Source organism: Streptomyces sp. NPDC050418 (genome assembly GCF_044458745.1).
Taxonomy (GTDB): Bacteria; Actinomycetota; Actinomycetes; order Streptomycetales; family Streptomycetaceae; genus Streptomyces.
This window is the reverse complement of sequence record NZ_JBITIG010000011.1, coordinates 190,994-216,386: the sequence shown is the minus strand read 5'-3', so window position 1 is coordinate 216,386 and position 25,393 is coordinate 190,994. Positions and strand designations below refer to the sequence as shown.

General features: G+C 71.6%; 19 protein-coding genes. 11 read left to right on the top strand and 8 right to left on the bottom strand.

The window, feature by feature from the left end; genetic code table 11:
- The first annotated feature begins 86 nt into the window (after nucleotides 1–86).
- Together cseB and ACIBI4_RS26605 are read left to right on the top strand one after the other, a co-directional pair.
- Nucleotides 87–824: a two-component system response regulator CseB gene (gene cseB / locus ACIBI4_RS26610; protein WP_399206572.1), complete on the top strand. Its 738-nt coding sequence runs from the start codon at nucleotides 87–89 to the stop codon at nucleotides 822–824.
- Between the two features lie 6 nt (nucleotides 825–830).
- Nucleotides 831–2,162: a sensor histidine kinase gene (locus tag ACIBI4_RS26605; protein ID WP_399206571.1), complete on the top strand. Its 1,332-nt coding sequence runs from the start codon at nucleotides 831–833 to the stop codon at nucleotides 2,160–2,162.
- Nucleotides 2,163–2,386: 224 nt separating this feature from the next.
- On the opposite strand, the gene ACIBI4_RS26600 is transcribed toward ACIBI4_RS26605, so the two are convergent.
- A complete protein-coding gene (locus ACIBI4_RS26600) occupies nucleotides 2,387–3,742 on the bottom strand; it encodes a ferric reductase-like transmembrane domain-containing protein (protein ID WP_399206570.1) in 1,356 nt (451 codons plus the stop codon).
- 330 nt (nucleotides 3,743–4,072) lie between these two features.
- On the opposite strand from ACIBI4_RS26600, the gene ACIBI4_RS26595 reads away from it, so the two are divergent.
- The 8 genes from ACIBI4_RS26595 (at nucleotide 4,073) to ACIBI4_RS26560 (ending at nucleotide 11,956) form a co-directional block, all read left to right on the top strand.
- Nucleotides 4,073–4,468: a hypothetical protein gene (locus ACIBI4_RS26595; protein WP_399206569.1), complete on the top strand. Its 396-nt coding sequence runs from the start codon at nucleotides 4,073–4,075 to the stop codon at nucleotides 4,466–4,468.
- A 168-nt stretch (nucleotides 4,469–4,636) separates the two neighbouring features.
- Complete coding sequence (locus tag ACIBI4_RS26590) at nucleotides 4,637–5,833, top strand: NAD(P)/FAD-dependent oxidoreductase (RefSeq protein WP_399206568.1); 1,197 nt, start codon at nucleotides 4,637–4,639, stop codon at nucleotides 5,831–5,833.
- Between the two features lie 2 nt (nucleotides 5,834–5,835).
- On the top strand, nucleotides 5,836–8,373 hold the full coding sequence (nirB, locus tag ACIBI4_RS26585; protein WP_399206567.1) for a nitrite reductase large subunit NirB: 2,538 nt from the start codon (nucleotides 5,836–5,838) through the stop codon (nucleotides 8,371–8,373).
- Nucleotides 8,370–8,693 (top strand): nitrite reductase small subunit NirD, encoded by a 324-nt coding sequence (gene nirD, locus ACIBI4_RS26580; RefSeq protein ID WP_399206566.1) that lies wholly within the window; start codon nucleotides 8,370–8,372, stop codon nucleotides 8,691–8,693. The genes nirB and nirD overlap by 4 nt, the downstream gene beginning before the upstream one ends.
- 81 nt (nucleotides 8,694–8,774) lie before the next feature.
- Nucleotides 8,775–9,698 carry an oxidoreductase gene (locus ACIBI4_RS26575; protein WP_399206565.1) on the top strand — a complete coding sequence of 308 codons (924 nt, stop codon included), beginning with the start codon at nucleotides 8,775–8,777 and terminating at the stop codon, nucleotides 9,696–9,698.
- A gap of 117 nt (nucleotides 9,699–9,815) precedes the next feature.
- Nucleotides 9,816–10,346, top strand: coding sequence for a group III truncated hemoglobin (locus ACIBI4_RS26570; protein ID WP_399206564.1), 531 nt, complete (start codon nucleotides 9,816–9,818; stop codon nucleotides 10,344–10,346).
- Between the two features lie 66 nt (nucleotides 10,347–10,412).
- Complete coding sequence (locus tag ACIBI4_RS26565) at nucleotides 10,413–10,976, top strand: hypothetical protein (protein WP_399206563.1); 564 nt, start codon at nucleotides 10,413–10,415, stop codon at nucleotides 10,974–10,976.
- 128 nt (nucleotides 10,977–11,104) lie between these two features.
- Entirely contained in the window at nucleotides 11,105–11,956 is an 852-nt protein-coding gene (locus ACIBI4_RS26560) for a hypothetical protein (protein WP_399206562.1), read from the top strand.
- Between the two features lie 123 nt (nucleotides 11,957–12,079).
- On the opposite strand, the gene ppdK is transcribed toward ACIBI4_RS26560, so the two are convergent.
- Entirely contained in the window at nucleotides 12,080–14,791 is a 2,712-nt protein-coding gene (ppdK, locus tag ACIBI4_RS26555; RefSeq protein ID WP_399206561.1) for a pyruvate, phosphate dikinase, read from the bottom strand.
- Nucleotides 14,792–15,165: 374 nt separating this feature from the next.
- On the bottom strand, nucleotides 15,166–16,308 hold the full coding sequence (gene dusB / locus ACIBI4_RS26550) for a tRNA dihydrouridine synthase DusB (RefSeq protein ID WP_399206560.1): 1,143 nt from the start codon (nucleotides 16,306–16,308) through the stop codon (nucleotides 15,166–15,168).
- A gap of 65 nt (nucleotides 16,309–16,373) precedes the next feature.
- On the opposite strand from dusB, the gene ACIBI4_RS26545 reads away from it, so the two are divergent.
- The gene (locus ACIBI4_RS26545) at nucleotides 16,374–17,876 is read left to right on the top strand and encodes an MFS transporter (RefSeq protein ID WP_399206559.1); all 1,503 of its coding nucleotides are present in this window, start codon (nucleotides 16,374–16,376) and stop codon (nucleotides 17,874–17,876) included.
- 53 nt (nucleotides 17,877–17,929) lie between these two features.
- Here ACIBI4_RS26545 and ACIBI4_RS26540 read toward each other — a convergent pair whose 3' ends face one another.
- The 5 genes from ACIBI4_RS26540 to ACIBI4_RS26520 all read right to left on the bottom strand — a co-directional run bounded on the left by ACIBI4_RS26540 (nucleotide 17,930) and on the right by ACIBI4_RS26520 (nucleotide 25,054).
- Nucleotides 17,930–18,700, bottom strand: coding sequence for an SDR family NAD(P)-dependent oxidoreductase (locus tag ACIBI4_RS26540; RefSeq protein WP_399206558.1), 771 nt, complete (start codon nucleotides 18,698–18,700; stop codon nucleotides 17,930–17,932).
- A gap of 74 nt (nucleotides 18,701–18,774) precedes the next feature.
- Nucleotides 18,775–20,223 carry a DUF1254 domain-containing protein gene (locus tag ACIBI4_RS26535; protein ID WP_399206557.1) on the bottom strand — a complete coding sequence of 483 codons (1,449 nt, stop codon included), beginning with the start codon at nucleotides 20,221–20,223 and terminating at the stop codon, nucleotides 18,775–18,777.
- Between the two features lie 43 nt (nucleotides 20,224–20,266).
- Nucleotides 20,267–21,697, bottom strand: a complete 1,431-nt coding sequence (locus tag ACIBI4_RS26530) for a phytoene desaturase family protein (protein WP_399206556.1) — start codon at nucleotides 21,695–21,697, stop codon at nucleotides 20,267–20,269.
- A gap of 4 nt (nucleotides 21,698–21,701) precedes the next feature.
- The gene (locus ACIBI4_RS26525; protein ID WP_399206555.1) at nucleotides 21,702–23,531 is read right to left on the bottom strand and encodes a DUF3556 domain-containing protein; all 1,830 of its coding nucleotides are present in this window, start codon (nucleotides 23,529–23,531) and stop codon (nucleotides 21,702–21,704) included.
- Nucleotides 23,532–23,545: 14 nt separating this feature from the next.
- Nucleotides 23,546–25,054 carry a class I adenylate-forming enzyme family protein gene (locus ACIBI4_RS26520; protein ID WP_399206554.1) on the bottom strand — a complete coding sequence of 503 codons (1,509 nt, stop codon included), beginning with the start codon at nucleotides 25,052–25,054 and terminating at the stop codon, nucleotides 23,546–23,548.
- Nucleotides 25,055–25,393: the final 339 nt, after the last annotated feature.

Genomic DNA, 25,393 nt, shown 5'->3' with positions numbered 1-25,393 from the left:
CCGCGTCTGCGTCGGTCGGGGGCGGCGCGGCGCATGGGTACGATTCGAGCGTCGATCAGCCCAATTGTTCGAATGGAGAGGCGCCCTTGTCCGGAACCCGACCGGCCGGCTCCGGCGCGTCAGCGTGCCGCGCCCCGGTGAGCGTGCTGGTCGTCGAGGACGACGAGGTGATCCGCCGCTCCGTCCAGCTGGCGCTCGAACGGTACGGCTACGAGGTGACGGTGGCCGGGGACGGGCTCGACGGCCTCGACGCGTTCCGGGCCGGGCAGCAGGACCTGCTCATCCTCGACGTCATGCTGCCGGGTCTGGACGGCATCGGCCTGTGCCGGCGCATCCGCGAGGAGAGCCTGGTGCCCGTCCTGATGATGTCCGCGCGCGACGACGCCCTCGACGTCGTGGCGGGCCTGGAGGCGGGCGCGGACGACTACGTGGTCAAGCCCGTCGACATCGGGATCATGGTCGCCCGTATCCGCTCCCTGCTGCGCCGCGCCACGGTCACCACGGCCACCGACGAGCAACCCGCGGCCGCCGCACCGCGCCCCCTCCTCTTCGGCGATCTGCGCATCGACCCGCTCGGCCTCACCGTGGACCGGGCGGGCACGCCCGTCCCGCTCTCGCCGACCGAACTGCGGCTGCTCCTGCGCTTCGCCGAGCACCCCGGCATCGTCCTCGACCGGCGGCAGCTGCTGCGCGAGGTCTGGGACTACGGCTGGGAGGGCGACACCCGGGTCGTCGACGTGGCCGTGGTCCGGCTGCGCAAGAAGATCGGCGCCGAGCGCATCGAGACCGTACGCGGCTTCGGCTACAAACTCCTCAAGGACTGAGGCCGTATGGAACGGTCGGGCCCCAGGCCGCCGCGCCGGACGTCCGGCCTGCGCGCCCTGCGCTGGAAGATCGCCGCGCTCACCGCGGCGGCCTGCTGCGCCGTCGCCGCCGTCATCGGTGTGCTCGTGCACCGCGCGACCGAGGAGCAGAGCGAGAAGGCGGGCCGCGACCGCGCGTTCGCCCAGCTGAGCGCCGCGGAAGCGGAGTACGGGCGCACCGGCGAGCGGCCGCAGAACGCCGAGCTGATGGCGGCGGACGAGGTACCGGAACCGCTCGCCCGCTCGCTCTCCGAGCTGAGCGTCCCGGGCGAGATCGCCACCTGGTACGACGTGAAGGCGCCCAACTGGTACTGGCTGTGGGCCGCCGTGCCCGTCGACGGCCGCGTCCTCGCCGTGCGCACGGACATGAGCGCCGAGGTCCGCCGCCTTCAGCTCCTGGACCGCAGCATCGTCAAGGCGGTGCTCGCCGCGCTCGTGGTCGTCGTCCCGCTGGCCGCGCTCGCCACCGAGCCGATGAACCGCCGGCTGCGCCACGGCGCCCGCACCGCGCGCGCGATCGCCGACGGCGACCTCGACGCACGGATCGGGCGGCGCGGGCGCGCCCGGGACGAGATCACCGACATGTCCGCGGCGATGGACGACATGGCGGGGGCGCTCCAGCGCCGTCTGGAGTCGGAGAAACGCTTCACGGCGGACGTCGCCCACGAACTGCGCACCCCGCTCATGGGGTTGGTCACCGCCGCGGGCCTCCTCGACGAGGAGGACGAGGCGGCGCGCCTGGTCCGCGAACGGGTGGCGACGCTCCGCACCCTGACCGAGGACCTCCTGGAGATCTCCCGCCTCGACGCGGGCGCGGAGGTGGCCCGGCCGGACGCCGTCCCGCTGGCGGATCTGGTCACCGACGTGGTCCACCGCACCGACGGCTCGGCGTACGTGCGCGTCAAGGACGCCCTGACGGTCCGCACCGACCCGCGCCGCGTCGAACGGATCCTCACCAACCTCCTCACCAACGCCCGACGCCATGGCGCGGCCCCGGTCGAGGTCACGGTGACGGGCCCGGTCGTCGAGGTCCGCGACCACGGCCCGGGCTTCCCGCCCGAGCTCCTGAGCGAGGGCCCGCAGCGCTTCCGCACGGGAGCCGTCGAACGGGGCCGCGGCCACGGTCTGGGGCTCACGATCGCCCTGGGCCAGGCACAGGTCCTGGGCGCGCGCCTGACGTTCGCCGACGCGGAGGATGGTGGGGCGGTGGCGCGTCTGGACCTCAGGGAGCTGCCTGTGGTTGGACCGGCCCCGAGGGGAGACGGTCCGGGGCCGTCGGTGCCGCCGGATCGAGGGTGAGCGTGAGCAGGGTCGCCGCCAGCGCGCTCGCCCCTGCGAGCGAGGCGGCGAGTCTGCGGCGGGCCTGACGGGTGGGGCCGGGGGCGGGCTTGCGGTGGCGGGCCATGGGGCGGGGGGATCCGTTCTCGGGGACCGGGTTCGGCAGGGCGGGCAAGGCTCGGAATATGGCAGGCTCGGAATATGGCGGGGCTTGGAATACGGCAAGGCTCGGAATACGGCGGGGCTCAGAACGTGAAGTTCTCCGCGTGGATGTGCTCTTCGGGTACCCCGGCCCGTACCAGCGCGACGGTCGCCGCGCCCGCCATCCCGGGCGGGCCGCACAGGTAGACGTCGTGCTCGGCGATATCGGGGACGAGGTTGCGCAACGCCTGGGGGGCGAGCGGGTCGAAGGCCGCGTCGGACGGGCCGAGGAGGTAGTGGAGCGCGGCGCCGCGCCGGGCGGCTATGGCCTCCAGTTCCTCGCGCAGCACCAACTGGGCCGCGTTGCTGGCCCGGTAGAGCAGGGTCAGGTCGCCGGGCCCGCCCGGCAGCGTCTCGAAGAGCGCCCGCATCGGGGTGATGCCGACGCCGCCCGCGAGCAGCAGCACCTTGCGGCGGGTGCGGCGGTGGGCGGTGAGCGCGCCGAACGGTCCGGTGGCGAGCACGCGCGTGCCGGGGCGCAGCCGGCGGATGCGGCGCGTGTGGTTGCCCGCCGCCTTCACGGTGATCCGGAGCGTGTCCTGCCGTACGGGCGCGGAGAGCGAGAAGGGCAGCGCGGTGTGCCAGAGCCTGCGCTGCAGGAACCGCCAGCGGAAGAACTGCCCCGGTTCGGCCCGCAGTTCGTCGAGCCCGTTTCCCCGGATGCGTACGGACACGACCTCGGGCCCTTCCCGCCGCACCTCCACCACCCGCAGCGCGTGCCGCAGTGCCTGTCGCACCGGCACGACGAGCCGGTACCAGACGAGCAGTGCGGCGACGGTGGTGTGCAGCAGGGCCCACGCCCAGACCGCGAGCACACTGCCCGCGATCTCGGGTCCGGCGAGCTGGTGGGCGAAGGCGAGGGCCGCGGCGAGGTAGGTGAGGAGGTGCAGCGCCCGCCATGTCTCATGCGGTACGCGCCTGCGTACGGCTCGCGCGGAGGTGATCCCGACGCCGAGCAGCAGTCCGGTCCCGAGGGTCGCGGCGGCGAGCGCGGGATAGCCGAGCAGCTCACCGACCGCGGTGAGGAGATCGGTCCCGCGGTGCATGGCGTACCCGCACAGCGCGAGCGCCGTGTGCCCGGCGCACAGACTCAGCACCCAACGCCCGCCCAGCGCATGCCACTTGGCCAGCCGGTCCGCCCCGACCCCGTGCTCGACGGCGGGCACCCGCGCCATGAGGAACAGCATGACGAGCACTCCGTACCCCGCGAGCAGCCCGGAGAGGTGCGCCCCGGTGGCGAAGAGGGCGTCGAGCCGCGCGGAGGGCCGCACCTGCACGGCCCACAACAGGGTGACGGCCATGGCTCCGGCGCCGAGGGCCGCACGAAGCCGCGCCGGGGAGACCCGTAGGGGCTCGACCTGCCCGCCCCGGACGGCTCGAACTGCTGCGTCAGTACTCACGGCGCTTGAACATAGGCGTTGGGAGGCCCGGAAAACACCTGGTCAGAGGCGTATCGGAGATCCTTAAGGTTGCTTTGAGGATGGCTTCGACGACGGTTAAGAAGCCGCGCCCTCCGAAGCGCCCAGTAGTCATACGAGCATGCACTCATACCGCGTGACCCGATCGGCGACGGGTCGCTGCTCCCAATGAATGATCCTGCGCGGCACGAGCCGTCAACCGTGTGTTGACGACGCAAAACCGGTCCACTGTTCGACGCGACCTTCTTTCGGTTGAAGTCATTTCAACTCGGTTGAAATCAGCCACGAATCAGTCATCAAAGGAGCACGTCCGTGATCAAGACCGTTCTGTCCGGTGCAGCCATCGCCACCGTCGCCACCATGGCGGCCGCCGGTTCCGCCTCCGCGGCCACCGTCTCCGGGCCGGAGGGCCAGAACCACACGGCCACCAGCGCGGGCGAGGCCAGCAGCGCCGCGCGTGTCGCCTACGGCGAGACCACCAGCGGCAGCGGCTCCGCCAGTGACTTCGCCACCCGCAACGGCGACACGGCCATCGGCGGTGACGCCAGCGGCATCCTCAACACCTACGGCGCCCCGCTCGTCGACGTCGACCTGCGCTGCGCCGTCCCGAACCCGCAGGGCGTCGGCGGCAACGTGCTCGGTGGCCCCATGGCGGCCTGCCCGGTCGCCCCCGTGGACCAGTTCGACGCTCCCGAGCGCATCATCTGACGCCGGCGCCGAACGGCCCTTGCTCCGCTTCTCGCACGAGAAGCCGGGCAAGGGCCGTTCGCGTTTCCGCGCCCTCACACTCCCCCAGCCCCTTCGCTGAGCACCCCGTCCCCAAGCCGAAACGGGACCGATCCGGACGGGCAACACCCGCGCCGCACGCTGAGGTGCATGGGACAGCGCATCGTGGTCATCGGGGCCGGCACCGCCGGGGCGCGGTTCGCCCTGCGGATGAGGGGGCGGGCCGAGGTCACCCTGGTCGGGGCCGAGGCGCACGCGCCGTACAACCGGGTGCTGCTCGCCGACGTGCTGGCCCGGCGGTTCCCGGCCGAGGTGGCGGCGCTGCCCGATCCGGGGCCCGTGGTGCGGGACCGGGTCGTGGGCATCGACCGCGGGAAACGGCAGGTGCGGCTCGCGGACAGCGAGACGCTGACGTACGACGCACTGGTGCTCGCGACCGGCTCCAACCCGGTGCTGCCCGCCCTGCGCGGCCTCACCCGGGGACTGCCGGAGAACGTGCACGCGTTCCGGACGATGGCCGACTGCCTGGCGCTTTCCGAGGCGGTACGGGAGGGCGCGCGGGCCGTCGTCATCGGGGGCGGACTGCTCGGCGTCCTGTGCGCGCGGGCGCTCGCCGAGCGCGGCGCGCAGGTCGTGCTTGCCCAGCAGGGCGAGCACGTCATGGAACGGCAGCTCGACGCCGAGGCCGGGGAGCTGGTCCGGGAACATCTCGCCGAGCGCGGCGTCGAGGTGCACACCGAGTGCCGGGTGCGCGAGGTACGGACCCGCGGCAACCGCGCCACCGGGGTCGCGCTGGCCGACGGTTACGTCCTCGGCGCCGATGTCGTCGTGCTCGCGTGCGGGGTGCGGCCCAGTACGCAGCTGGCCCGCGAGGCCGGGCTCGATGTCCGGACCGGCATCGTCGTCGACGACGAGCTGCGGACCAGCGATCCGGACATCCACGCGATCGGGGACTGCGCGGAGCACCGCGGCCGGAGCTACGGGCTCGCCACCCCCGCGCTCGAACAGGCCGACGCGCTCGCCGACCTGCTGCACCACGGCGAGGGCGGCTATCAGGGCACCCGCGCACTGACCCGTCTCACCCTCACGGACGAGGGACGACTTCCGCTGGATCTCGCCACGTTCGGCGACACGTCGATCCGCGAGGGCGACGACGTGATCCGGCTGACCGACGCCACACGCCGCACGTACCGCAAGGTCGTCGTCCGCGACGACCGGCTCGTCGGCGGGGTGCTGCTCGGCGAACTCGGTGCCGTGGGCACCCTCGCCGACGCCTGGCACGCAGCAGAGCCGCTGCCCCAGGACGCACCGCTGCACCATCTGCTCACCCACGACGGAGGCCTGTAACGATGCCGAAGCCTGACACCCTCCCCACCCTGCTGCTCGTCGGACACGGCATGGTCGGCCAGCGGTTCCTCGAAGCGCTCGTCGAGCGCGGGGTCACCGGGACCCATCGGGTGGCCGTGCTGTGCGAGGAGCCCCGTCCCGCGTACGACCGCGTCCATCTGACCTCGTACTTCGAGGGCAGGAGCGCCGAGGATCTCTCGCTCACGCCCGTGGAGTTCATGGCGGAGAACGGCATCGAGCTGCACCTGGGCGAGGCCGCCGAGACAGTCGACCGCGAGGCCAAGGCCGTGACCACGCGTACGGGCCGCACCTTCGCGTACGACACGCTCGTGCTCGCGACCGGCTCGTACCCCTTCGTACCGCCCGTGCCGGGCAAGGACGCCGAGGGCTGTTTCGTCTACCGCACGATCGAGGACCTGGAGGCGATCGAGGCGTATGCGAAGGACGCCACGCGGGGCGCCGTGGTCGGCGGCGGGCTGCTGGGTCTGGAGGCGGCGGGCGCGCTGAAGGGTCTCGGACTCGATACGCGGATCGTGGAGTTCGCGCCGCGTCTGATGCCCGCGCAGGTCGACGACGGCGGCGGCGCGGCGCTGCTGCGGACCATCGAGCGCATGGGCCTGACCGTGCACACCGGCGCCGGCACCGAGGCCGTGGTCACCGGCGACGACGGGCGGGTCGGCGCGATGCGGCTGACCGACGGCAGTGAACTGCCCACGGATCTGGTGGTGTTCTCGGCCGGAGTACGGCCCCGGGACCAACTGGCCCGCGCGTGCGGCCTGACGGTCGGCGAGCGCGGCGGCATCACCGTCGACGAGGAGTGCCGGACCAGCGACCCGGCCGTGTTCGCGATCGGCGAGTGCGCGCAGGCCGCGGACGGCAAGGTGTACGGACTCGTCGCACCGGGCTATGCGATGGCCGAGGCGGCGGCGGACGCCGTCGCGGGCTTCCCCGGCTCGTTCACCGGTGCCGACATGTCGACGAAGCTGAAGCTGCTCGGGGTGGACGTCGCCTCGTTCGGCGATGCGCACGGGGCGACCGAGGGCTGCCTCGACGTCGTCTACGCGGACTCCCGCTCGGGCACGTACAAGAAGCTCGTGATGGACCCGGAGGGCGTGCTGCTCGGCGGTGTCCTCGTCGGGGACGCCGACGCGTACGGGATGCTGCGGCCGCTGACCGGCAGCGTGCCGCCGGTCGCGCCCGAGCAGCTGGTGCTCCCGGCGGGCGCGGGCGGCCCGGTGAAGCTGGGCCCGGACGCGCTCCCCGACGACGCGATCATCTGCTCCTGCCACAACGTCACCAAGGGCGAGATCTGCGCCTGCGGCACCCTGCCCGAGGTCAAGCAGTGCACCAAGGCCGGTACGGGCTGCGGCAGCTGCGTCAAGACGATCCTGCAGCTGCTCCCCCAGAGCGGCGACAAGGGGCTGTGCGGCTGCTTCGGCCTGACGCGGGCCGAGCTCTACGAGATCGTCAAGGTCAAGCGGATCACGTCGTACGCGCGTCTCCTCGACGAGCACGGACGCGAGAGCGCCCGCGGCACCGAGGGCTGCGAGGTCTGCAAGCCGACGGTCGGCTCGATCATCGCCTCCCTCGCCCCGACGATCGGCGCGGACGGCTATGTCCTTCAGGGCGAGCAGGCGGCGCTGCAGGACACCAACGACCACTTCCTCGCGAACATGCAGCGCAACGGCTCGTACTCGATCGTGCCGCGGGTGCCCGGCGGCGAGATCACCCCCGAGAAGCTGATCGTGATCGGCGAGGTGGCCCGCGACTACGGGCTCTACACGAAGATCACGGGCGGTCAGCGCATAGACCTCTTCGGTGCGCGCGTCGACCAACTGCCGTCCATCTGGGCCCGGTTGGTGGACGCGGGCTTCGAGTCGGGGCACGCGTACGGCAAGGCCCTGCGGACCGTGAAGTCCTGCGTCGGGCAGACCTGGTGCCGGTACGGGGTGCAGGACTCGGTCCGTATGGCCATCGACCTGGAGCTGCGCTACCGCGGTCTGCGCGCGCCCCACAAGCTGAAGTCGGCGGTCTCGGGGTGTGCCCGCGAGTGCGCGGAGGCGCAGTCGAAGGACTTCGGGGTGATCGCGACGGCGAGCGGCTGGAACCTGTACGTCGGCGGCAACGGCGGGATGACCCCGCGCCACGCGGACCTTCTCGCGCAGGACCTCTCGGATGCCGAACTCATCCGGCTCATCGACCGGTTCCTGATGTTCTACATCCGCACCGCGGACCGCCTGGAGCGCACCGCGAGCTGGCTGGAGCGCCTCGAGGGCGGGCTCGACCACCTGCGCGAGGTGATCGTCGAGGACTCGCTCGGGCTGTGCGCGGAGCTGGAGGGCCTGATGGCCGACCACGTGGCCGGCTACCGCGACGAATGGGCCGAGACCCTGGCCGACCCCGAGCGCCTCGCCCGTTTCCAGTCGTTCGTGAACGCGCCCGGCACCCCCGACCCGACCGTGCAGTTCGTCGCCGAGCGCGACCAGATGAAGCCGGACCTCGCCGTCCTGATCCCCGAAGGAGCACTGACCGCCCGATGACTCTCCAACTCCGCCTGGACGACAACTGGTTCACCATCTGCGACGCGGCCCGGCTGCAGCCCGGGCGCGGCGCGGCCGCCCTGCTGCCCGACGGCCGGCAGGCGGCGCTCTTCGTGGACCGCGACGGCCGCGCGTACGCCATCGACAACCGGGATCCCTTCACCGGGGCCTCGGTCCTGTCCCGCGGCCTGCTCGGCTCGGCCTCCGGCCGCCCGTTCGTGGCGTCCCCGCTGCTCAAGCAGCGCTTCGACCTGGAGTCGGGGGCGTGTCTCGACGATTCCGAGGTGGCGGTGCGGGCGTACGAGGTGCGCCGGGCTTGACGGTGAGACTGGGCTTACCGGCGGGTAAGTTCGGTCGTACGCTGACGTCCGACCGAAGTGCCCCCTTCCGGAAGGACCGTCATGACCGCCTGGACCACGCGTGACATCCCCGACCAGAGCGGCCGCACGGCGGTCGTCACCGGCGCCAACAGCGGTATCGGCCTCGCGGCCGCCCGCGAGCTGGCCCGGCGGGGAGCGCGGGTGGTGCTCGCCTGCCGCAGCGAGGCGCGCGGGCGGGAGGCCGTCGCACGGATCACCGCCGACATCCCGTCCGCCGAGGCCGAGTTCGCACCCCTCGACCTGGCGGACCTCTCCTCGGTACGGGACTTCGCGGGTGCCTTCGCCGGGGAGCAGCTGGATCTGCTGATCAACAACGCGGGCGTGATGGCGCTCCCGTACGGCAGGACGGCGGACGGCTTCGAGACGCAGTTCGGCGTCAACCACCTCGGGCACTTCGCGCTCACGGGCCTGCTCCTGCCGAAGCTGCTCGGGACGCCCGGGGCGCGGATCGTGACGGTGTCGAGCGGGATGCACTTCCTCTCCGACGTCGACATCGCCGACCTCAACTCCGAGCGGAAATACCGCCGTTGGATCGCGTACGGACGATCCAAGTCGGCGAACCTGCTGTTCACACACGAGCTGGCGCGGCGTCTCGCAAGGGCCGGCTCGGAGGTGGTGGCGGCCGCCGCGCACCCCGGCTTCGCCCGCACGAACCTGCAGACGGCCGGTCCCCGCATGGAGGGCCGCCGCCTCACGGAACGCGTCTCGGCCGCGGGCACACAGGTGCTGGCCCAGTCCGCGGAGGCGGGCGCGTGGCCGACGCTGTACGCGGCGACGGCGCCCGGAGTCCGCCCGGACTCCTTCACCGGACCGCGCTTCGTGGGCTGGCGCGGGGCGCCGGCGAAGTCCGTCCGCGCGAAGTGGACGCTCGACGACGCGACCGGGGAGCGGCTGTGGGCGGCCTCGGAGCAGCTGACCGGGGTGACGTACAGCTGGGAGAAGTAGGGCGGGGCGGTCCGGGGGGGTGAGGGCTTGCCCTGGGTTCGGGCGGCGGCCCTCGCCACCACCCCGCGGGACCAAAGCCCCTGGACCCGCCGTGCCCGCGCCCCGCACCGTGGAAGGATGGACTCCGTGCGCTTCGCCGACCCCGACCCCCACCGTGACAGCGACAGCAGCCGGCCCGGCGGCGACAGCCGTGGCGGGCGTCGCGTCCGCGCCGACATCGCCGGCCGCGCCGACCTCGACGTGCTGCTGCGCCGCTTCTACACCGCCGCCTTCGCCGACCCGCTGATCGGGCCCTTCTTCACGGAGATCGCGGGGACCAGCCTCGATGTCCATATGCCCCGGATCACCGACTTCTGGGAGCGCGCCCTGTTCCGCAGCGCCGAGTACCAGCGCAACGCGTTCGCACCGCACGCCGCCCTGCACTCGGTCGAGCCGATGACCGCCGAGCACTTCGGCCGCTGGGTCCAGCTGTGGCACGCCACCCTCGACGGGCTGCACACGGGGCCGAACGCCGAGCGCGCCAAGGCGCAGGGCGAACGGATCGCTGTCGCCATGCTCAAGCGCCTCTCGGGCGGCACCCTCGACACCACGGGCGAGAACCGCGGCTTCATCCCGCTCGCGGCCCTGGAACTCCGCGCCGCCGCCTAGGCGGCGTGCCTGCGACGGAGCCGCAACCGTTTGCCCGGGCCCACCGGCCCGCCTAGCGTCGGCCCCATGAGTGCTGGCAAGAAGATCACCGAGAAGCTGTCGGCCGCGGTCCTGACCGAGTCCACCGGCAAGGACTGGGTGGGTTGGTTCGCCGTGCTCGACAAGTGGGGCGCCCAGGAGCGCGGGCACACCGAGATCGCCCGGCATCTGCGCGAGGACCACGGAGTGAACGGCTGGCACGCCCAGTCGATCACCGTCGGCTACGAGCAGGAGCGCGGTCTGCGCGAGGTCGGCCAGTCCTGCGAGGGCACATGGGAGGCCTCGGCGAGCAAGACGGTGAACGCTCCGGCGGAACGCGTGAGCGAGGCCTTCGTCGACGCGGCCCTGCGCCGCCGCTGGCTCCCGGACGGCGACCTGACCCTGCGCACGCACCGCGCGGGCAAGTCCCTGACGGCCGACTGGGAGGACGGCGGCAGCCGGATCTCCGTCTGGCTGACGGCGAAGGGCCCCGGCAAGACGCAGGTCGGCCTCGGCCACCACAAGCTGGACGACGCCGACGCGGTGGCCGCGTACAAGGAGTTCTGGCGTACGCATCTGAGCGAGCTCAAGCGGGTCCTCGAAGCGGAGTGAGCAGCGGGTCCCAGGGGCTGTCGTCGAGAGAGCGCAGCATTTGGGCAGGGCCAAAAGGCCTCGCGGTTTCCCGCGGGCCGTGCCGACGATGAGGCGAGCACGGTTGTACGGGGGTTCGGGGGAACACCGTGGGGGATGCACAGCGTCTTCCGGGACGGGCCGCGTCCGCGGTCGCGGTCCTGGTCCTGTTCGCGGCGGCCTTGGTGAGCTGCGGTTCTTCGGGGGGAGAACCGTCGGCCGAGGCCGCCGCGAACCAACTGACGGAATGGGAGCCACCCGGCGAGGAGGCACGGGAGCTCCTCAGGCACGCCGAGCAGCTGTACCTCGCGGGCTGCCTGCGCAGCCGCGGTGTCAGCTACTCCGTCCGCACACCGGACCGGGTGCCCGGGCCGCCCAGGCCGTTTCCGTACGGGATCGACGACATGGCCTGGGCCCGCAGCCACGGCTTCGGCACCGCGCTGCGTCAGGAGGCGGCCGCGTACGCCCGCGAGGACCCCAACCGCCGCTACCGGCACGCACTCGACGGCCGCAGCCAAGCCGCGTACGACCGGAAGACGGCCCACTGCGCCCGCGCGGCCGGCAACGCGTTGTACGGCGACGGCGAGCGCTGGCAGCGCACCGACGCGGCGGCGCGCGCGGTCACGGCCGAGGTGCGCGAGGCGGTACGGGAGCGGCCGCGCTATCGCAAGGCCCAGGCGGCCTGGTCGTCCTGCATGCGCGGCGAGGGCTTCGACGTCACGTCACCGCTGGTGCTCGCCGCGTACTTCGGCCACTCCCCCGCACCGGAGCGCGGTGCCGCGGTCGCCGAGGCCCGCTGCGTGACCGCGACGGGCCTGGCGCGTACGGGCCGCGCCCTGGAGCCCGCAGTGCGCGCGAAGGTGTACGCCGAGCACGCCGCCGTACTCGAGGAGCACGGGGCGGTGCTGGCGGAGGCGGTCCCGTACGCGCGGCAGGTGGTGGCCCAGCTGGACCACCGCTGAACATGGCGAAGGGGACGCCCCCGCACAGGGCGCCCCCTCCATGTGATCCCGGGGCCGGCGGCGAACCGGTGAGGGTTGTGTCAGGGCATGACCCGCCGACGGCCCCGGTGGTTCAGGTGCAGGTCAGCGGCTGTCGCTGCCCTGCGAACCCGCCGCTGCCCGGCCCGCCTCGAGGCGCGCGACGGGGATACGGAACGGGGAGCAGGACACGTAGTCGAGACCCACCTCGTGGAAGAAGTGCACCGACTCCGGGTCACCGCCGTGCTCGCCGCAGACGCCGAGCTTGAGGTCGGGACGCGTGGCGCGGCCTTCCTTGACGGCGTGCTTCACGAGCGAGCCGACGCCGTCCTTGTCGATGGTCTCGAACGGCGAGACACCGAAGATGCCCTTCTCCAGGTACGCGGTGAAGAAGCTGGCCTCGACGTCGTCGCGCGAGAAGCCCCAGACGGTCTGCGTCAGGTCGTTCGTGCCGAACGAGAAGAACTGCGCGGCCTCGGCGATCTGCGCGGCCGTGAGCGCGGCGCGCGGCAGCTCGATCATGGTGCCGATGGTGAGCTTGAGGTTGGTGCCGGTGGCGGCCTCGACCTCGGCGATCACCTGGTCCGCCTCGTCCTTGACGATCTCCAGCTCCTGGACGGTGCCGACGAGCGGGATCATGATCTCGGCGCGCGGGTCGCCCTTGGCGCCGCGGCGCTCGGCGGCGGCCTCGGCGATCGCGCGGACCTGCATGGCGAACAGGCCGGGGATGACAAGGCCGAGGCGTACGCCGCGCAGACCCAGCATCGGGTTCTGCTCGTGCAGCTTGTGCACGGCCTGGAGCAGGCGCAGGTCGTTCTCGTTGGCGTCCTTGCGGGACTCGGCGAGCGCGACACGGACCGAGAGCTCGGTGATGTCGGGCAGGAACTCGTGCAGCGGCGGGTCGAGCAGACGCACGGTGACGGGCAGCCCGTCCATGGCCTCGAAGAGCTCGACGAAGTCCTTCTTCTGCAGCGGCAGAAGCTCCTTGAGCGCGTCCTCGCGCTCGGCCTCGGTGTCGGCGAGGATCAGGCGCTCGACCATCTCGCGGCGCTCACCGAGGAACATGTGCTCGGTGCGGCACAGGCCGATGCCCTGGGCGCCGAAGCGGCGGGCGCGCATGGCGTCCTCGGCGTTGTCGGCGTTGGCGCGGACCCGCAGCCGGCGCTTGCCGTCGGCGAAGGACATGATGCGGTGCACGGCGGCGACCAGCTCGCCGGCCTCCTCGGCACCGGCGTGCATCCGGCCCTCGAAGTACTCGACGACCGGGGAGGGTACGACGGGTACCTCGCCGACGTACACCTTGCCGGTGGAGCCGTCGATGGAGACGACGTCGCCCTCCTCGATGACCACGCCGGAGGCGGTGGTCATGCGGCGGCGCTTGGTGTCGACCTCGAGCTCCTCGGCGCCGCAGACACAGGTCTTGCCCATGCCGCGGGCGACGACGGCGGCGTGCGAGGTCTTGCCGCCGCGGGAGGTCAGGATGCCCTCGGCGGCGATCATGCCGTCCAGGTCGTCCGGGTTGGTCTCACGGCGGATCAGGATGACCTTCTCGCCGGAGCGCGACCACTTGACGGCCGTGTACGAGTCGAAGACGGCCTTGCCGACGGCGGCACCCGGGGAGGCGGCGATTCCGCGGCCGATCTGCTCGACCTTCGCGTCCTCGTCGAACTTCGGGAACATCAGCTGGGCGAGCTGGGCGCCGTTGACGCGCTGCAGCGCCTCGGCCTCGTCGATGAGGCCCTGGTCCACGAGCTGGGTGGCGATACGGAAGGCGGCACCGGCGGTGCGCTTGCCGACGCGGGTCTGCAGCATCCACAGCTGGCCGCGCTCGATGGTGAACTCGATGTCGCAGAGATCCTTGTAGTGGGTCTCCAGCGTGTTCATGATCTCCATGAGCTGGTCGTACGACTTCTTGTCGATCGACTCGAGCTCGGCGAGCGGCACGGTGTTGCGGATGCCGGCGACGACGTCCTCGCCCTGCGCGTTCTGCAGGTAGTCGCCGTACACGCCCTGGTGGCCGGAGGCGGGGTCGCGGGTGAAGGCGACGCCGGTGCCGGAGTCGGGGCCGAGGTTGCCGAAGACCATCGAGCAGACGTTGACGGCGGTGCCGAGGTCGCCCGGGATGCGCTCCTGGCGGCGGTACAGCTTGGCGCGGTCGGTGTTCCAGGAGTTGAAGACGGCCTCGATGGCGAGGTCCATCTGCTCGCGCGGGTCCTGCGGGAAGTCGCGGCCGGTCGCGGTCTTGACGATCTTCTTGAACTGCTTGACGACCTTCTTGAGGTCGGCGGCGTCCAGGTCGGTGTCGCTGGTGACCTTCTTGGCGGCCTTGGCGTCGTCGAGGGCGTCCTCGAAGAGCTCGCCGTCGACGTCCAGGACGGTCTTGCCGAACATCTGGATGAGGCGGCGGTACGAGTCCCAGGCGAAGCGCGCGTTGTCGGCCTGCTTGGCGAGGCCCTCGACGGAGACGTCGGAGAGACCGATGTTGAGGACGGTGTCCATCATGCCGGGCATCGAGAACTTGGCGCCCGAGCGGACGGACACGAGCAGCGGGTCGTCGGCCTGGCCGAGCTTCTTGCCCATCGTCTGCTCGAGGGCGTCGAGGTGCGCGCTGACCTCTTCGCGCAGCTCAGCGGGCTCGTTGCCGCTCTCGAGGTAGACCTTGCAGGCCTCGGTGGTGATGGTGAAGCCCGGAGGGACCGGGAGTCCGAGGTTGGTCATCTCGGCGAGGTTCGCGCCTTTACCGCCGAGGAGGTCCTTGAGGTCCCTGTTTCCCTCGGTGAAGTCGTAGACGAACTTCTGCTGCTTGTTTTCCGACACGGGTCTCGACTCCTCGAGGCTCGGGTGGCTGCCCTGACGTCGAGGAATGTACCCAGATCAAAGGAGTCTGAGGAGATACACCTGAGCGACGTACGGCTGTAACCACCCGTCCGCCAGGAGATCGAAAGTGACTCTTCGGTAGGCGAAGTTTTCATCCCCCGAAGGGGTCTTGACCGGATCGGGAGGGTGAGCGCTCACATGAGCGTCATCTGAAGCAGTTGAGTTCAACTCTTGAACGCAAAGAAGGGTGGCACCCCGTGCCACCCTTCAGGCTCCGCATACCCTCAAGATCCGCTCATCTGAGCAGTAGGCCACTCAAGGTGGCGAGAATCACTCGACGATCGATGATCAATCAGAGGTCGGTCCGGGCGCTCTCAGCCGCCCGACGTGTCCAGCTCGGCCTCTTCGCTCACGCCCGCGCAGTCGTACGGGTCCTTGAGCCAGCCGTCCGGCAGTACGACGCGGTTGTTGCCCGATGTGCGGCCGCGCGGGCCGTCCGCGCCGACCGGCCAGGCCTGGTCCAGGTCCACCTCGTCCAGGCCGGAGCGCAGCTCCTGCAGGGACGAGGTGATCGCCAGGCGCTTGCGCATCTCGGAGCCGACCGCGAAGCCCTTCAGGTACCAGGCCACATGCTTGCGGAAGTCGATGACACCCCGTGCCTCATCGCCGATCCACTCCCCCAGGAGCGTCGCGTGCCGCACCATCACCTCCGCGACCTCTCGAAGGGAAGGAGCGGCGGGCGCCTGGCTGCCCTCGAAGATGCCGACGAGGTCCCCGAACAGCCACGGCCGCCCCAGGCAGCCGCGTCCCACGACCACCCCGTCGCAGCCGGTCTCGCGCATCATGCGGACCGCGTCCTCGGCCGACCAGATGTCGCCGTTGCCGAGCACCGGGATCTCCGGCACGTGCTCCTTGAGCCGCGCGATCGCGTCCCAGTCCGCCGTACCGCCGTAGTGCTGCGCCGCCGTGCGCCCGTGCAGCGCGATGGCCGTGACGCCCTCCTCGACCGCGATCCGGCCCGCGTCGAGGTAGGTGATGTGGTCGTCGTCGATGCCCTTGCGCATCTTCATCGTGACCGGCAGATCCCCGGCGCCGCTCACGGCCTCGCGCAGGATCGCGCGCAGCAGGTTGCGCTTGTACGGGAGCGCCGAACCGCCGCCCTTGCGGGTCACCTTGGGGACCGGGCAGCCGAAGTTGAGGTCGATGTGGTCGGCCAGGTCCTCCTCCGCGATCATGCGGACGGCCTTGCCGACGGTGGCCGGGTCCACTCCGTACAACTGGATGGACCGGGGCTTCTCGGTCTCGTCGAAGTGGATCAGCTGCATGGTCTTCTCGTTGCGCTCGACCAGGGCGCGCGTCGTGATCATCTCGCTCACGTAGAGCCCCTTGCCGCCGGAGAACTCCCGGCAGAGGGTGCGGAACGGCGCGTTGGTGATCCCGGCCATGGGGGCGAGTACGACCGGCGGCTGTACTGCGTGCGGGCCGATGGTGAGCGGAGAGAAAGACTGCTGCGGCATCCCGCCATTGTCGCGTATCGGGCCCTGCGACCGACAGGGTCTTTAGTTAGGCGTACTTTTGATGCATGTCTGAGCCGCGCTCACCTGAGCCGACGCACGAGCCGACCCACGTGCCGGCCCAGCAGCCCACGCACCGCCGGCGCCTGCTGATCCTCGCGATCTGCTGCATGAGCCTGCTCATCGTCAGCCTGGACAACACCGTCCTGAACATCGCCCTGCCGTCCATGCGCCAGGAACTGGACGCGGACGTGGCGGGCATGCAGTGGACCATCGACGCGTACACCCTGGTCCTTGCCTCGCTCCTGATGCTCGCGGGCTCGACCGCCGACCGGATCGGGCGCCGCAAGGTCTTCCTGACCGGCCTCGTCCTCTTCACGATCGGCTCGGTCCTCTGCTCGCTCGCGCCGAACCTCGAATCCCTGATCGCCTTCCGCATGGTGCAGGCCGTCGGCGGCTCGATGCTCAACCCGGTGGCGATGTCGATCATCACCAACACCTTCACCGAGCCGAAGGAGCGCGCCCGCGCGATCGGGGTCTGGGGTGCGGTCGTCGGGCTCTCGATGGCCGCCGGGCCCGTGGTCGGCGGGCTGCTCGTGGACTCGGTCGGCTGGCGCTCGATCTTCTGGGTCAACCTGCCGGTCGGCCTCGCGGCCCTGCTCCTGACGCTGCGCTACGTACCGGAGTCCCGCGCCCCGAAGCCGCGCCGGGCCGACCCGGTGGGCCAGCTCCTTGTCATCGCACTGCTCGGCTCGGTCACGTACGCGATCATCGAGGCGCCCGCGAAGGGCTGGCTGTCGGCGGAGATCCTGGCGTTCACGGCGGTGGCGGCCGCGGCGCTCACCGGCCTCGTACTCTACGAGCGCCGCCGGGACGAACCGCTCATCGACCTGCGCTTCTTCCGCAGCGCCCCGTTCAGCGGGGCGACGGTCATCGCGGTGAGCGCCTTCGCCGCGCTGTCCGGCTTCCTCTTCCTGTCCACGCTCTACCTCCAGGACGTACGGGGCCTCGACGCGCTGCACGCCGGACTGTGGATGCTGCCGATGGCGGCGATGTGCTTCGTCTGCGCGCCCCTCTCCGGGCGGCTCGTGGGCAGCCGCGGTCCCCGTGTCCCGCTCCTGGTCGCGGGTGTCGCGATGACGGCGAGCGGCGTCCTGTTCGCCGCCTTCGAGGCGGAGACCTCGAACACCACCCTCGTCATCGGCTACCTGGTCTTCGGCATCGGCTTCGGCTTCGTGAACGCCCCCATCACCAACACCGCCGTCTCCGGCATGCCCCGCGCCCAGGCGGGCGTCGCCGCCGCGGTCGCCTCGACCAGCCGGCAGGTGGGCGGAACGCTGGGTGTCGCGGTCATCGGCGCGGTCCTCGCGGCGGGGATGGCCTCCGCGTCCGGCGCCTCCGCCGGCTTCGTGGACGCGTCGGGGCCCGCGTGGTGGATCATCGCGGGCTGCGGTCTGAGCGTGCTGGTGATCGGTGCCGTGACGAGTGGGCGGTGGGCTCGGGGGACGGCCGTGCGGACGGCGCGGTCTCTGGAGCGTGCGGAGGGGTTGGAGCGGCCGGTCAAGGTGTGATCTCGTCATGGGCGGGTGAGCACACCCGCCCAGGACGTCGGCGCACCGGTACGTCAGAACAGCGACGCGGTCAGCCCACCGTCGAGCAGCAGTCCGGAGCCGTTGAAGAACGAGGCCGAGTCATCGGCCAGGAGCAGCACCAGTTCGGCGACCTCCTCGGCGGTGCCGAGCCGGCCCTGCTTCTGCTCGATCAGTCCCGCGAACCCGCCGGCCGGCAGGCCGAGCTGCTGCTCGAAGGTCTCGACCGAGCCGGTCACCATCGGCGTCTCGATGAAGCCGGGCATCACGGCATTGACCCGCACACCGTGGTCGCGCAGTTCGAGCGCCGCGGTCTTCGTCAGGTTGACCACGGCGGCCTTCGACGCGGCGTAGCTGCTGAGCAGCGGGGTGCCACCGGTGGCGGTCACCGAGCCGAGTGTGACGATGCTGCCGCCGCCGGAGGCGATGATCGCCGGGGCGGCGTGCCGGATCGCGAGGAAGGTCCCGTCGAGGTTCACCGAGGTGACATGGCGCCAGTCGGCCAGGGACATCGACGTGATCGGCTGCGGCCGGGCGACGCCGGCGTTGGGCACCATGACGTGCAGTCCGCCGCACGTCTCGACGGTCTGCGCGACGAGCGCCTCGACCTGCGCCTCGTCGCGGGCGTCGCAAGGGATCGCGACGGCGTCGGGGATCTTCTCCGCGGCGGCCTCGGTCGCGGTCCGGTCCAGGTCGGACACGACGACCCGGGCTCCGGCCGCGGCCAGCCGGGAGGCGACGGCGAAGCCGATGCCCTGGGCCGATCCGGTGACGACCGCGACTTTGCCGGTCAGGTCCTGGTTCATTGCTGCTCCTGGGGTGGGGAGTTGGTGTGTACGGAGTTGGTGGGCGGTACGGAAATCTGGCGGCGGTACGGGAATCAGTGGCGGACGATGGACGGGGGCGCCCATTGGCCGTTGTGGAGGCGGGGGTCGGCGGGCCGGTAGGCGCGCAGGATCAGCTGGAAGGGGCCGGGTGCGCAGGGCAGCCAGTGGGACCGGCGGCCCTCGTCCGGGGCGTCCGCCTGAATGTGGATCTCCAGGGAGCCGTCGGGCCCCGTGGTCAGTTCCGTGTCGAGGCTGTTGACGGTCGTGCGGCCGGAGGGATGGCCGATCAGGTTGCGGCCGGGCAGCGCGTAGTAGGTCACCGACCAGTACGAGTCGACCTGGGGCAGGCCGCCCGCTTCGAAGCGCACGGTGTAGCGGTGGGAGCCGTCCAGGGGGCGGCCCTCGGAGTCGAGCAGAGCTGGCAGGGCCACGTACTCGGCCTCGGTGTTGGCGTAGACCCCGCGGTGTGCGACGCCGGCGCGCTGCAGGTAGTCGAAGCCGTAACTGCCGGTCTGTGCCTCGGGTTCGGGCAGCACCCAGCCGTCGCGGATGCGGGTGCGGGCGGTCGCGGAGCGCGCCTGGACCAGCTTCCAGCCGTCGGCCAGGGCGCGGGTCAGGCCCTCCCGGGTCGCGGAGTCGAGGGATGCGGTGTCGAACACCCGGCCGGGGCCGATGCCGATGCGGGCGAAGAGCTGCATCAGTCCGTCCTCGCCGGGGCGGCAGCCGCCTTCGGTGAGTGCGGCGTTGAGGACGGTGAAGAAGCTGAGGGAGGTGGAGAGGGCGTCCTGCTCGGCGATCACCGCGCGGCGTGGGTCGTCGGCGGGGACGGCCGGAGCCTCGTACGGACCGGGGGCTCCGTCCGGGAAACGGGACAGCGGGGTGAGGGTGAATCCCTCCTGTACCTTGCGGGCCGCGTCGATTTCGGTGGCGTTCCGCGGCAGCGTGCGCAGCAGGACGAAGCCGGTGTGTGTGGGGACCGGCACCTCGGTGACGCCGCCGGGCAGGGCGCCGTTCCAGCCGGGTCCGACCAGGGCGTAGTCGCCGGGACCCGAGCCGACCGAGCGGCTCGAGACGTTGGCGGCGGTGTCGGTGAAGGCGTCGAGGATCTGCGCGGCCCAGTAGCCCATCGTGCCGGTGTCGGGCACGTGAAGGATCAGCGGCTCCGCACGGAGGTCGAAGAACGCCTCGGAATAGAGCAGATCCGCATTGGGGGTGACGAACAACTCGTAGCGGTGGTCGGCGAGTTCGGGCTCGTGCAGGAAGGTGTTCAGGGACGCGTGCTGGGGTGCGGCAGGGTCGAGGAAGCGGGCGCGGATGCGCCAGTTCTCGACGGCGGGCCAGCCGTAGACGTAGGCCTGCACGCCGATGGTGTACGCGTCCAGGACCCGCGATTCGTACAGCACCTCGTTGAGCGGCGAGTTGTCGCGCTCGACCCGGTCGGCGCGGATGAACGGGGCGGGCGGGGTGGTGATGCCGGGGTCGGCGGACCGGTTGTGCTGCACGACGGGCCTTTCGGTGGTTCGGAAGGACGACTCGGGTGGCGGGTCAGCGGGCGAGCCGGCGGAGCGCGGCCTCGGCGGCGTTCGCGCCGCCCATGCCGTGCACGCCCGCTCCCGGCGGCGTCGCCGAGGAGCACAGGTAGAGGCCGGGAGCGCCCAGCGAGTACGGGTCGAGGGCCGCTCGCGGACGCAGCACGAGCTGACGCAGCCCGTTGGAGCCCGTGCAGATGTCTCCGCCCACGTAGTTCGGGTTGTACGCGGCCGTCTGACGGGCCGTGCGGGAGCTGGTGGCGAGGATGCGGTCGCGAAAGCCCGGGGCGAATCGTTCGATCTGGGCGGTGACCGCCTCCGTCACGTCACCGGGGTGGTCGTGCGGGATGTGCGCGTACGCGTACAGGGGGTTGGCCGTGCCGCGGGAGCGCGACGGGTCGGCGAGGTACTGCTGTCCGACGAGGACGAAGGGGCGCTCGGGCAGCTGTCCGCGCGCTGTGGCCGCTTCGGCGGCCACGATCTCCCGCGCGGTGCCGCCGAGATGGAGCGTGCCCGCGCGGCGGGCCTCGTCATTGGTCCACGGCACGTGGCCGTCGATCGCGTAGTCGACCTTGTGGACGGCGGGGCCGAACCGGTAGCGGCCCAGCGCCCGGCGTATTCGTGGCGGCAGCCGGTCGCCGCAGATCCGCGCGGCGGCTGCGGGTGCGGTGTCCAGCATGACGAGATCCGGTGCGGCACCGGTGAGTTCGCGCAGCTGGTCGATGCTCGTGACGGTGACGCCGGTCTTCACCGTGCCGCCGAGGCTTTCGAGGAGCTGGATCAGCGCGGTCGTGATCGCCTGGGTGCCGCCGGCGGCGACGGGCCAGCCCACGGCGTGGCCGGCCACGGTCATCATCGCTCCGATCGCGCTGCTCAGCGGGGTGTCGAGGCGCCCGAAGGCGTGCGCGGCGTTCCCCGTGAACAGGGCGCGGGCCGGCTCGTCGCGGAAGCGGCGGACCGCCCAGGTGGCCGGCAGTGCGGCGGTGAGCCCGAAGCGGGCCATCACCCATGGGTGCCGGGGTATGCCCACGACCGGCTTGAACACATCCTCGGCGAGCTCGCCGAAGTCACGGGCCGAGGGGCCGAAGCGCCGCTGCCAGGCGGCGCCGTCCCGGCCGAGTGAGGCCACGGTCCGTGCCATGTCGCGGGAGAGCACGCCGGCCCGCCCGTCGTCCAGCGGGTGGACCAGGTCCACCTCGGGCCAGAGCCACTCCAGGCCGAAGCGGTCGAGGCCGAGCGAGGAGAGGAACGGCGAGGCGACGCCGGTGGGGTGGATCCCCGCGCAGTCGTCGTGGAGCAGGCCCGGCAGGGTGAGTTCGGAGGTCCGGGTGCCCCCGCCCGGCCGGTCGGCCCCCTCGAGGACGGTGACCTGCACGCCCTCCTGGGCGAGGCGGACCGCTGCGGCGAGCCCGTTGGGGCCGCTCCCCACGACGACTGCGGTGGTCATGGCGTCAGGCCTCCTGGTTCGCCGGGGCGGCCGGTGCGGATCGCGGGGCGGGGACGGGGTGGTCGGGATGGGTCCAGGTCACCGTCAGCGGGATCGGTCCGTTCGGCAGCCATGGCTGTTCCGCCACGGCGTCCGCGACCTTCCACGTGCCGCGTTCCACGACACCGAGCGCGGCGTCGATGACCCGGTACTCCTGGACGTCCTTGTGGACGGGCTGGGACTCGCAGTAGACGACGACCAGTTCGCCGGGTGCGAAGTCAAGCCGCTTCTGCACGGCGGCGATGAGGCGCTCGTCGTGCAGGTGGCCGTCGCCGAAGTTCCAGCCGGTGAGCGCGTTGCAGATGAACTCGGCCTCGCGGACGGTACGGGTGTCCAGGTCGGGCAGGTGCCGCTGGAGCAGCGAGTACAGGCCGCGGCCCTGGCTGTGCATCCCGCGCCAGGCGATGGTCTTCTGCAGCAGCATCTCGGCGTCGTCCGGCGCGTATCCCATGAGGCCGAAGCCCATGCGCCGGAGCTGCTCGGTGTGGTTCTTCGCCGGGGTGTGCAGTGCGTTGAGCCGCTCCTCGCAGCCGGGGGCGAACGCCCAGGTGGCCGAGGCCCAGTTGCCCGCGTACTGGCGCAGCGAGGGCAGGAACGAGACCAGGTCGGGGCGGAAGTTGCCGAGCACCGGGAAGAAGCAGAGCGCGGCGACGAGGACCGGCAGCATCCAGCCCTGGGAGAAGTCCAGGACTCCGTACCCGTCCTGGGCGGGGAAGCCGGTGAAGAGAAAGACCGCCGTGTAGGCGAAGAGGACGTTCCACTCCAGCGGCACGGCGAGCGGGAAGGTGGTGACGATGAAGAGGTGGAAGATCACCATCGAGCCGGCCGCGAGAAGCGTGACGGTGCTGTTCGTGGAGAACAGCAGGATCAGCGGGATCGCCAGCTCGACGAGGGTGCCGGTGATGTGCGCCATGAACCACGCGAGTCCGGAGGGGCGCAGGTCCTCGGTGCCCTTGGCGTAGTGCGCACGGCGCAGCGCCTTGGAGAACGGGACCGGCATGTTGGACACCATCGGCGGCACCACCATCGCGAAGTGCTTGCCGAACTTGGAGACACCGGCGCCGACCCACACCACGACGATGAGCAGCTTCAGCGCGATGACCATGTCGGTGAAGCCGAAGACGGCGCAGAACAGGATCGCGGGCAGGTACTGCTCGCTGCGAGCACCCAGGAAGATCAGCCGGTCGCGCAGGCCGCAGAGGACGAGCAGCGCCGCGATCGCCAGGAGTACGTCGGCACGGACCAGCCCGCCTGCGGCGTCCGGCAGCGCCTGGGACAGCGAATCGGCGGGCTCACCGGGCAGGACGAGAGAGGCGACGAGCGTGCCGATCAGCGCGAGGTAGAGCAGTACGTCGAGCACGGTGCGGGTGTCGCCGGCGGTGCCGGGGACCTTGCCCGGCCACGGGGGCAGCCGGAAGGTGCCGGGCCGCAGCCAGTACAGCGCGCCGCCGGTCATCGGCCGGAAGTGGCCGGCCAGCGGACCCCACGATCCGGCGAGGCCGACGACCTCCAGAAGCACCGTCCACAGGACAAGCTTCTGGTAGACGACGGGCTCGTCCCACCACTGCCCGAACTCGCCGAGGGAGCCGACGTCCGAGGTGGCGGAGACGACGAGAAGGCCGCCGAGGGCGTAGAAGAGCACCAGTTTGAGGATGTACACACAGTGCACTCCCCAGGGGGAGCCGAAGCCGTGTTCCACCCAGTGCTGGGACAGGATGCGCACGCGCTCCAGGAACGGCTTGGCGGCGAACTCCCGCGGGTCTTCCTTCGGAAGGTCGGGGCGGAGAAATCCCATGATGCGGTCCTCGCTCAGCTGCTCGTGTGGGGGACGGACACCGGTGCGGACACCGGGACAGGCGAGGCCTCGCCTTTCAGGGCGCGCAGTGCGGGCTTGTCGATCTTTCCGACCGGGTTCTTGGGCAGGGACCCGAGAACGTGGACCGCGGTGGGCACCTTGATCTTCGTGAGCCGCTCGGCGCAGTGGGCGCGCAGTTCACCGGGGTCGGGGGCGGCTCCCGGAGCCGGGGCGACGTAGGCGACGGGCACTTCGCCGTACGTCGCGTCGGGTATGCCGACGACGGCGGCTTCCAGCACGGCCTCGTGCTCGTACAGGACGTTCTCGATCTCCTTGGGGTACAGGTTCTCGCCACCCCGGATGATCATGTCTTTGATGCGGTCGACGAGTCGCAGGCAGCCGTCCTCGTCGAGTACGCCGACGTCGCCGGTGTGCAGCCAGCCGTCCGCGAGGGCCTTCGCGGTCTCCTCCGGGCGGTTGAGGTAGCCGTGCATCACGGTCGGGCCCTGGACGACCACCTCTCCACGCTCCCCGGCGGGCAGCAGTTCGCCGCCCGGTCCCATGACCGCGATCCGCTGCCCGGGCAGGGCCACCCCGACGGTGCCCGGTTTGCGGGGCCCGTCGAGGGGGGTGGCGGTGGAGGCGCAGGTGCCTTCGGTCAGGCCGTAGCCCTCGATCACGGGGAAGCCGAAGCGGCCGGTGACCGCGTCGAGGAGTTCCACGGGCGCGGGGGCGGCGCCGCAGATCGCGAGCCGGACGGAGGAGGTGTCGTAGCGGGCCTCGTCCGGGAGGGACACCAGGTGCGCGTAGATCGTGGGGACCGCGGAGAAGTAGGTGGGCCGCAGTTCCTGCACGGACTCCAGGAAACGCTGCGGGTGAAAGCGGCCGAGGACGGAGAGCCGCCCGCCGACGAGCATGCTGGACAGGAAGCTGACGCAGATCGCGTTCACGTGGAAGAGCGGCAGCACCAGGAGGCAGTGGTCGTCGCCGGTGAGGCGCAGCGCGGTCACCATCGAGGCGGCCATCGAGGCGATGTTGCCGTGGGTCAGCTCGACGCCCTTGGGACGGCCGGTGGAACCGCTGGTGTAGACGAGCAGGGCGAGGTCCGCGGCCGCGGTGGCGGGCGTGGGCAGCGTGGTGCCTTCGGCGGTCCGGCGCAGATCGGCGACTCCCAGGGCGGGCCGTCCTCCGTCCGGGGCGTCCGCGTCCGCGTTCACCACGAGGACGGCTCCGGCGTCGGCGATCTGGTAGTCGGCCTCGTACGAGGTGAGGACCGGGTTGACCGGTGTGGCCGCGGCGCCGAGGCGCCAGGCGGCGACCAGCGAGACCAGCAGTTCCAGCCGGTTGGGCAGCATGACGGCGACGACGGATCCGGGCCCCACCCCGTACTCGGCGAACTGCTCGGCCGCCGCCTCGACCCGCGCGGCGAAGCCGCCGTAGGTGAGCTCCTCGCGCTCGTCGCGTACGCACGGCAGCGCGTCGAACGATGCGGGCCGTACCCAGGGCAGGTAATCGAGTGTCACGGACGGCATTCCCCTCATCTCGCTGGACGGCAGCACACGCGACTGGCCTGGATCGGCTCCGTGCGGACATCCGGGATCTGTGACCGCTCCCGCCGGCCGGCCGTCGCAACGGCGGGGCGGGCGGGGATCGAGGACAGACGTTAGGAGGGGCGCCGCCGGGCGGGCCTGTGCCGAGGACACAAAACATCGACATGGCTTCGTGACCCGGCATCCAATCCCCTGGGTGCGGAGCGTCTGCGATGCTGCCGGGAACCGGACGGACGCTTTCCGCACGCCGGCACCGGTCCGCACCTCCCTCACAGCACCAGTACGCCCGCGCATACGCCCGCCAGGAGCCCC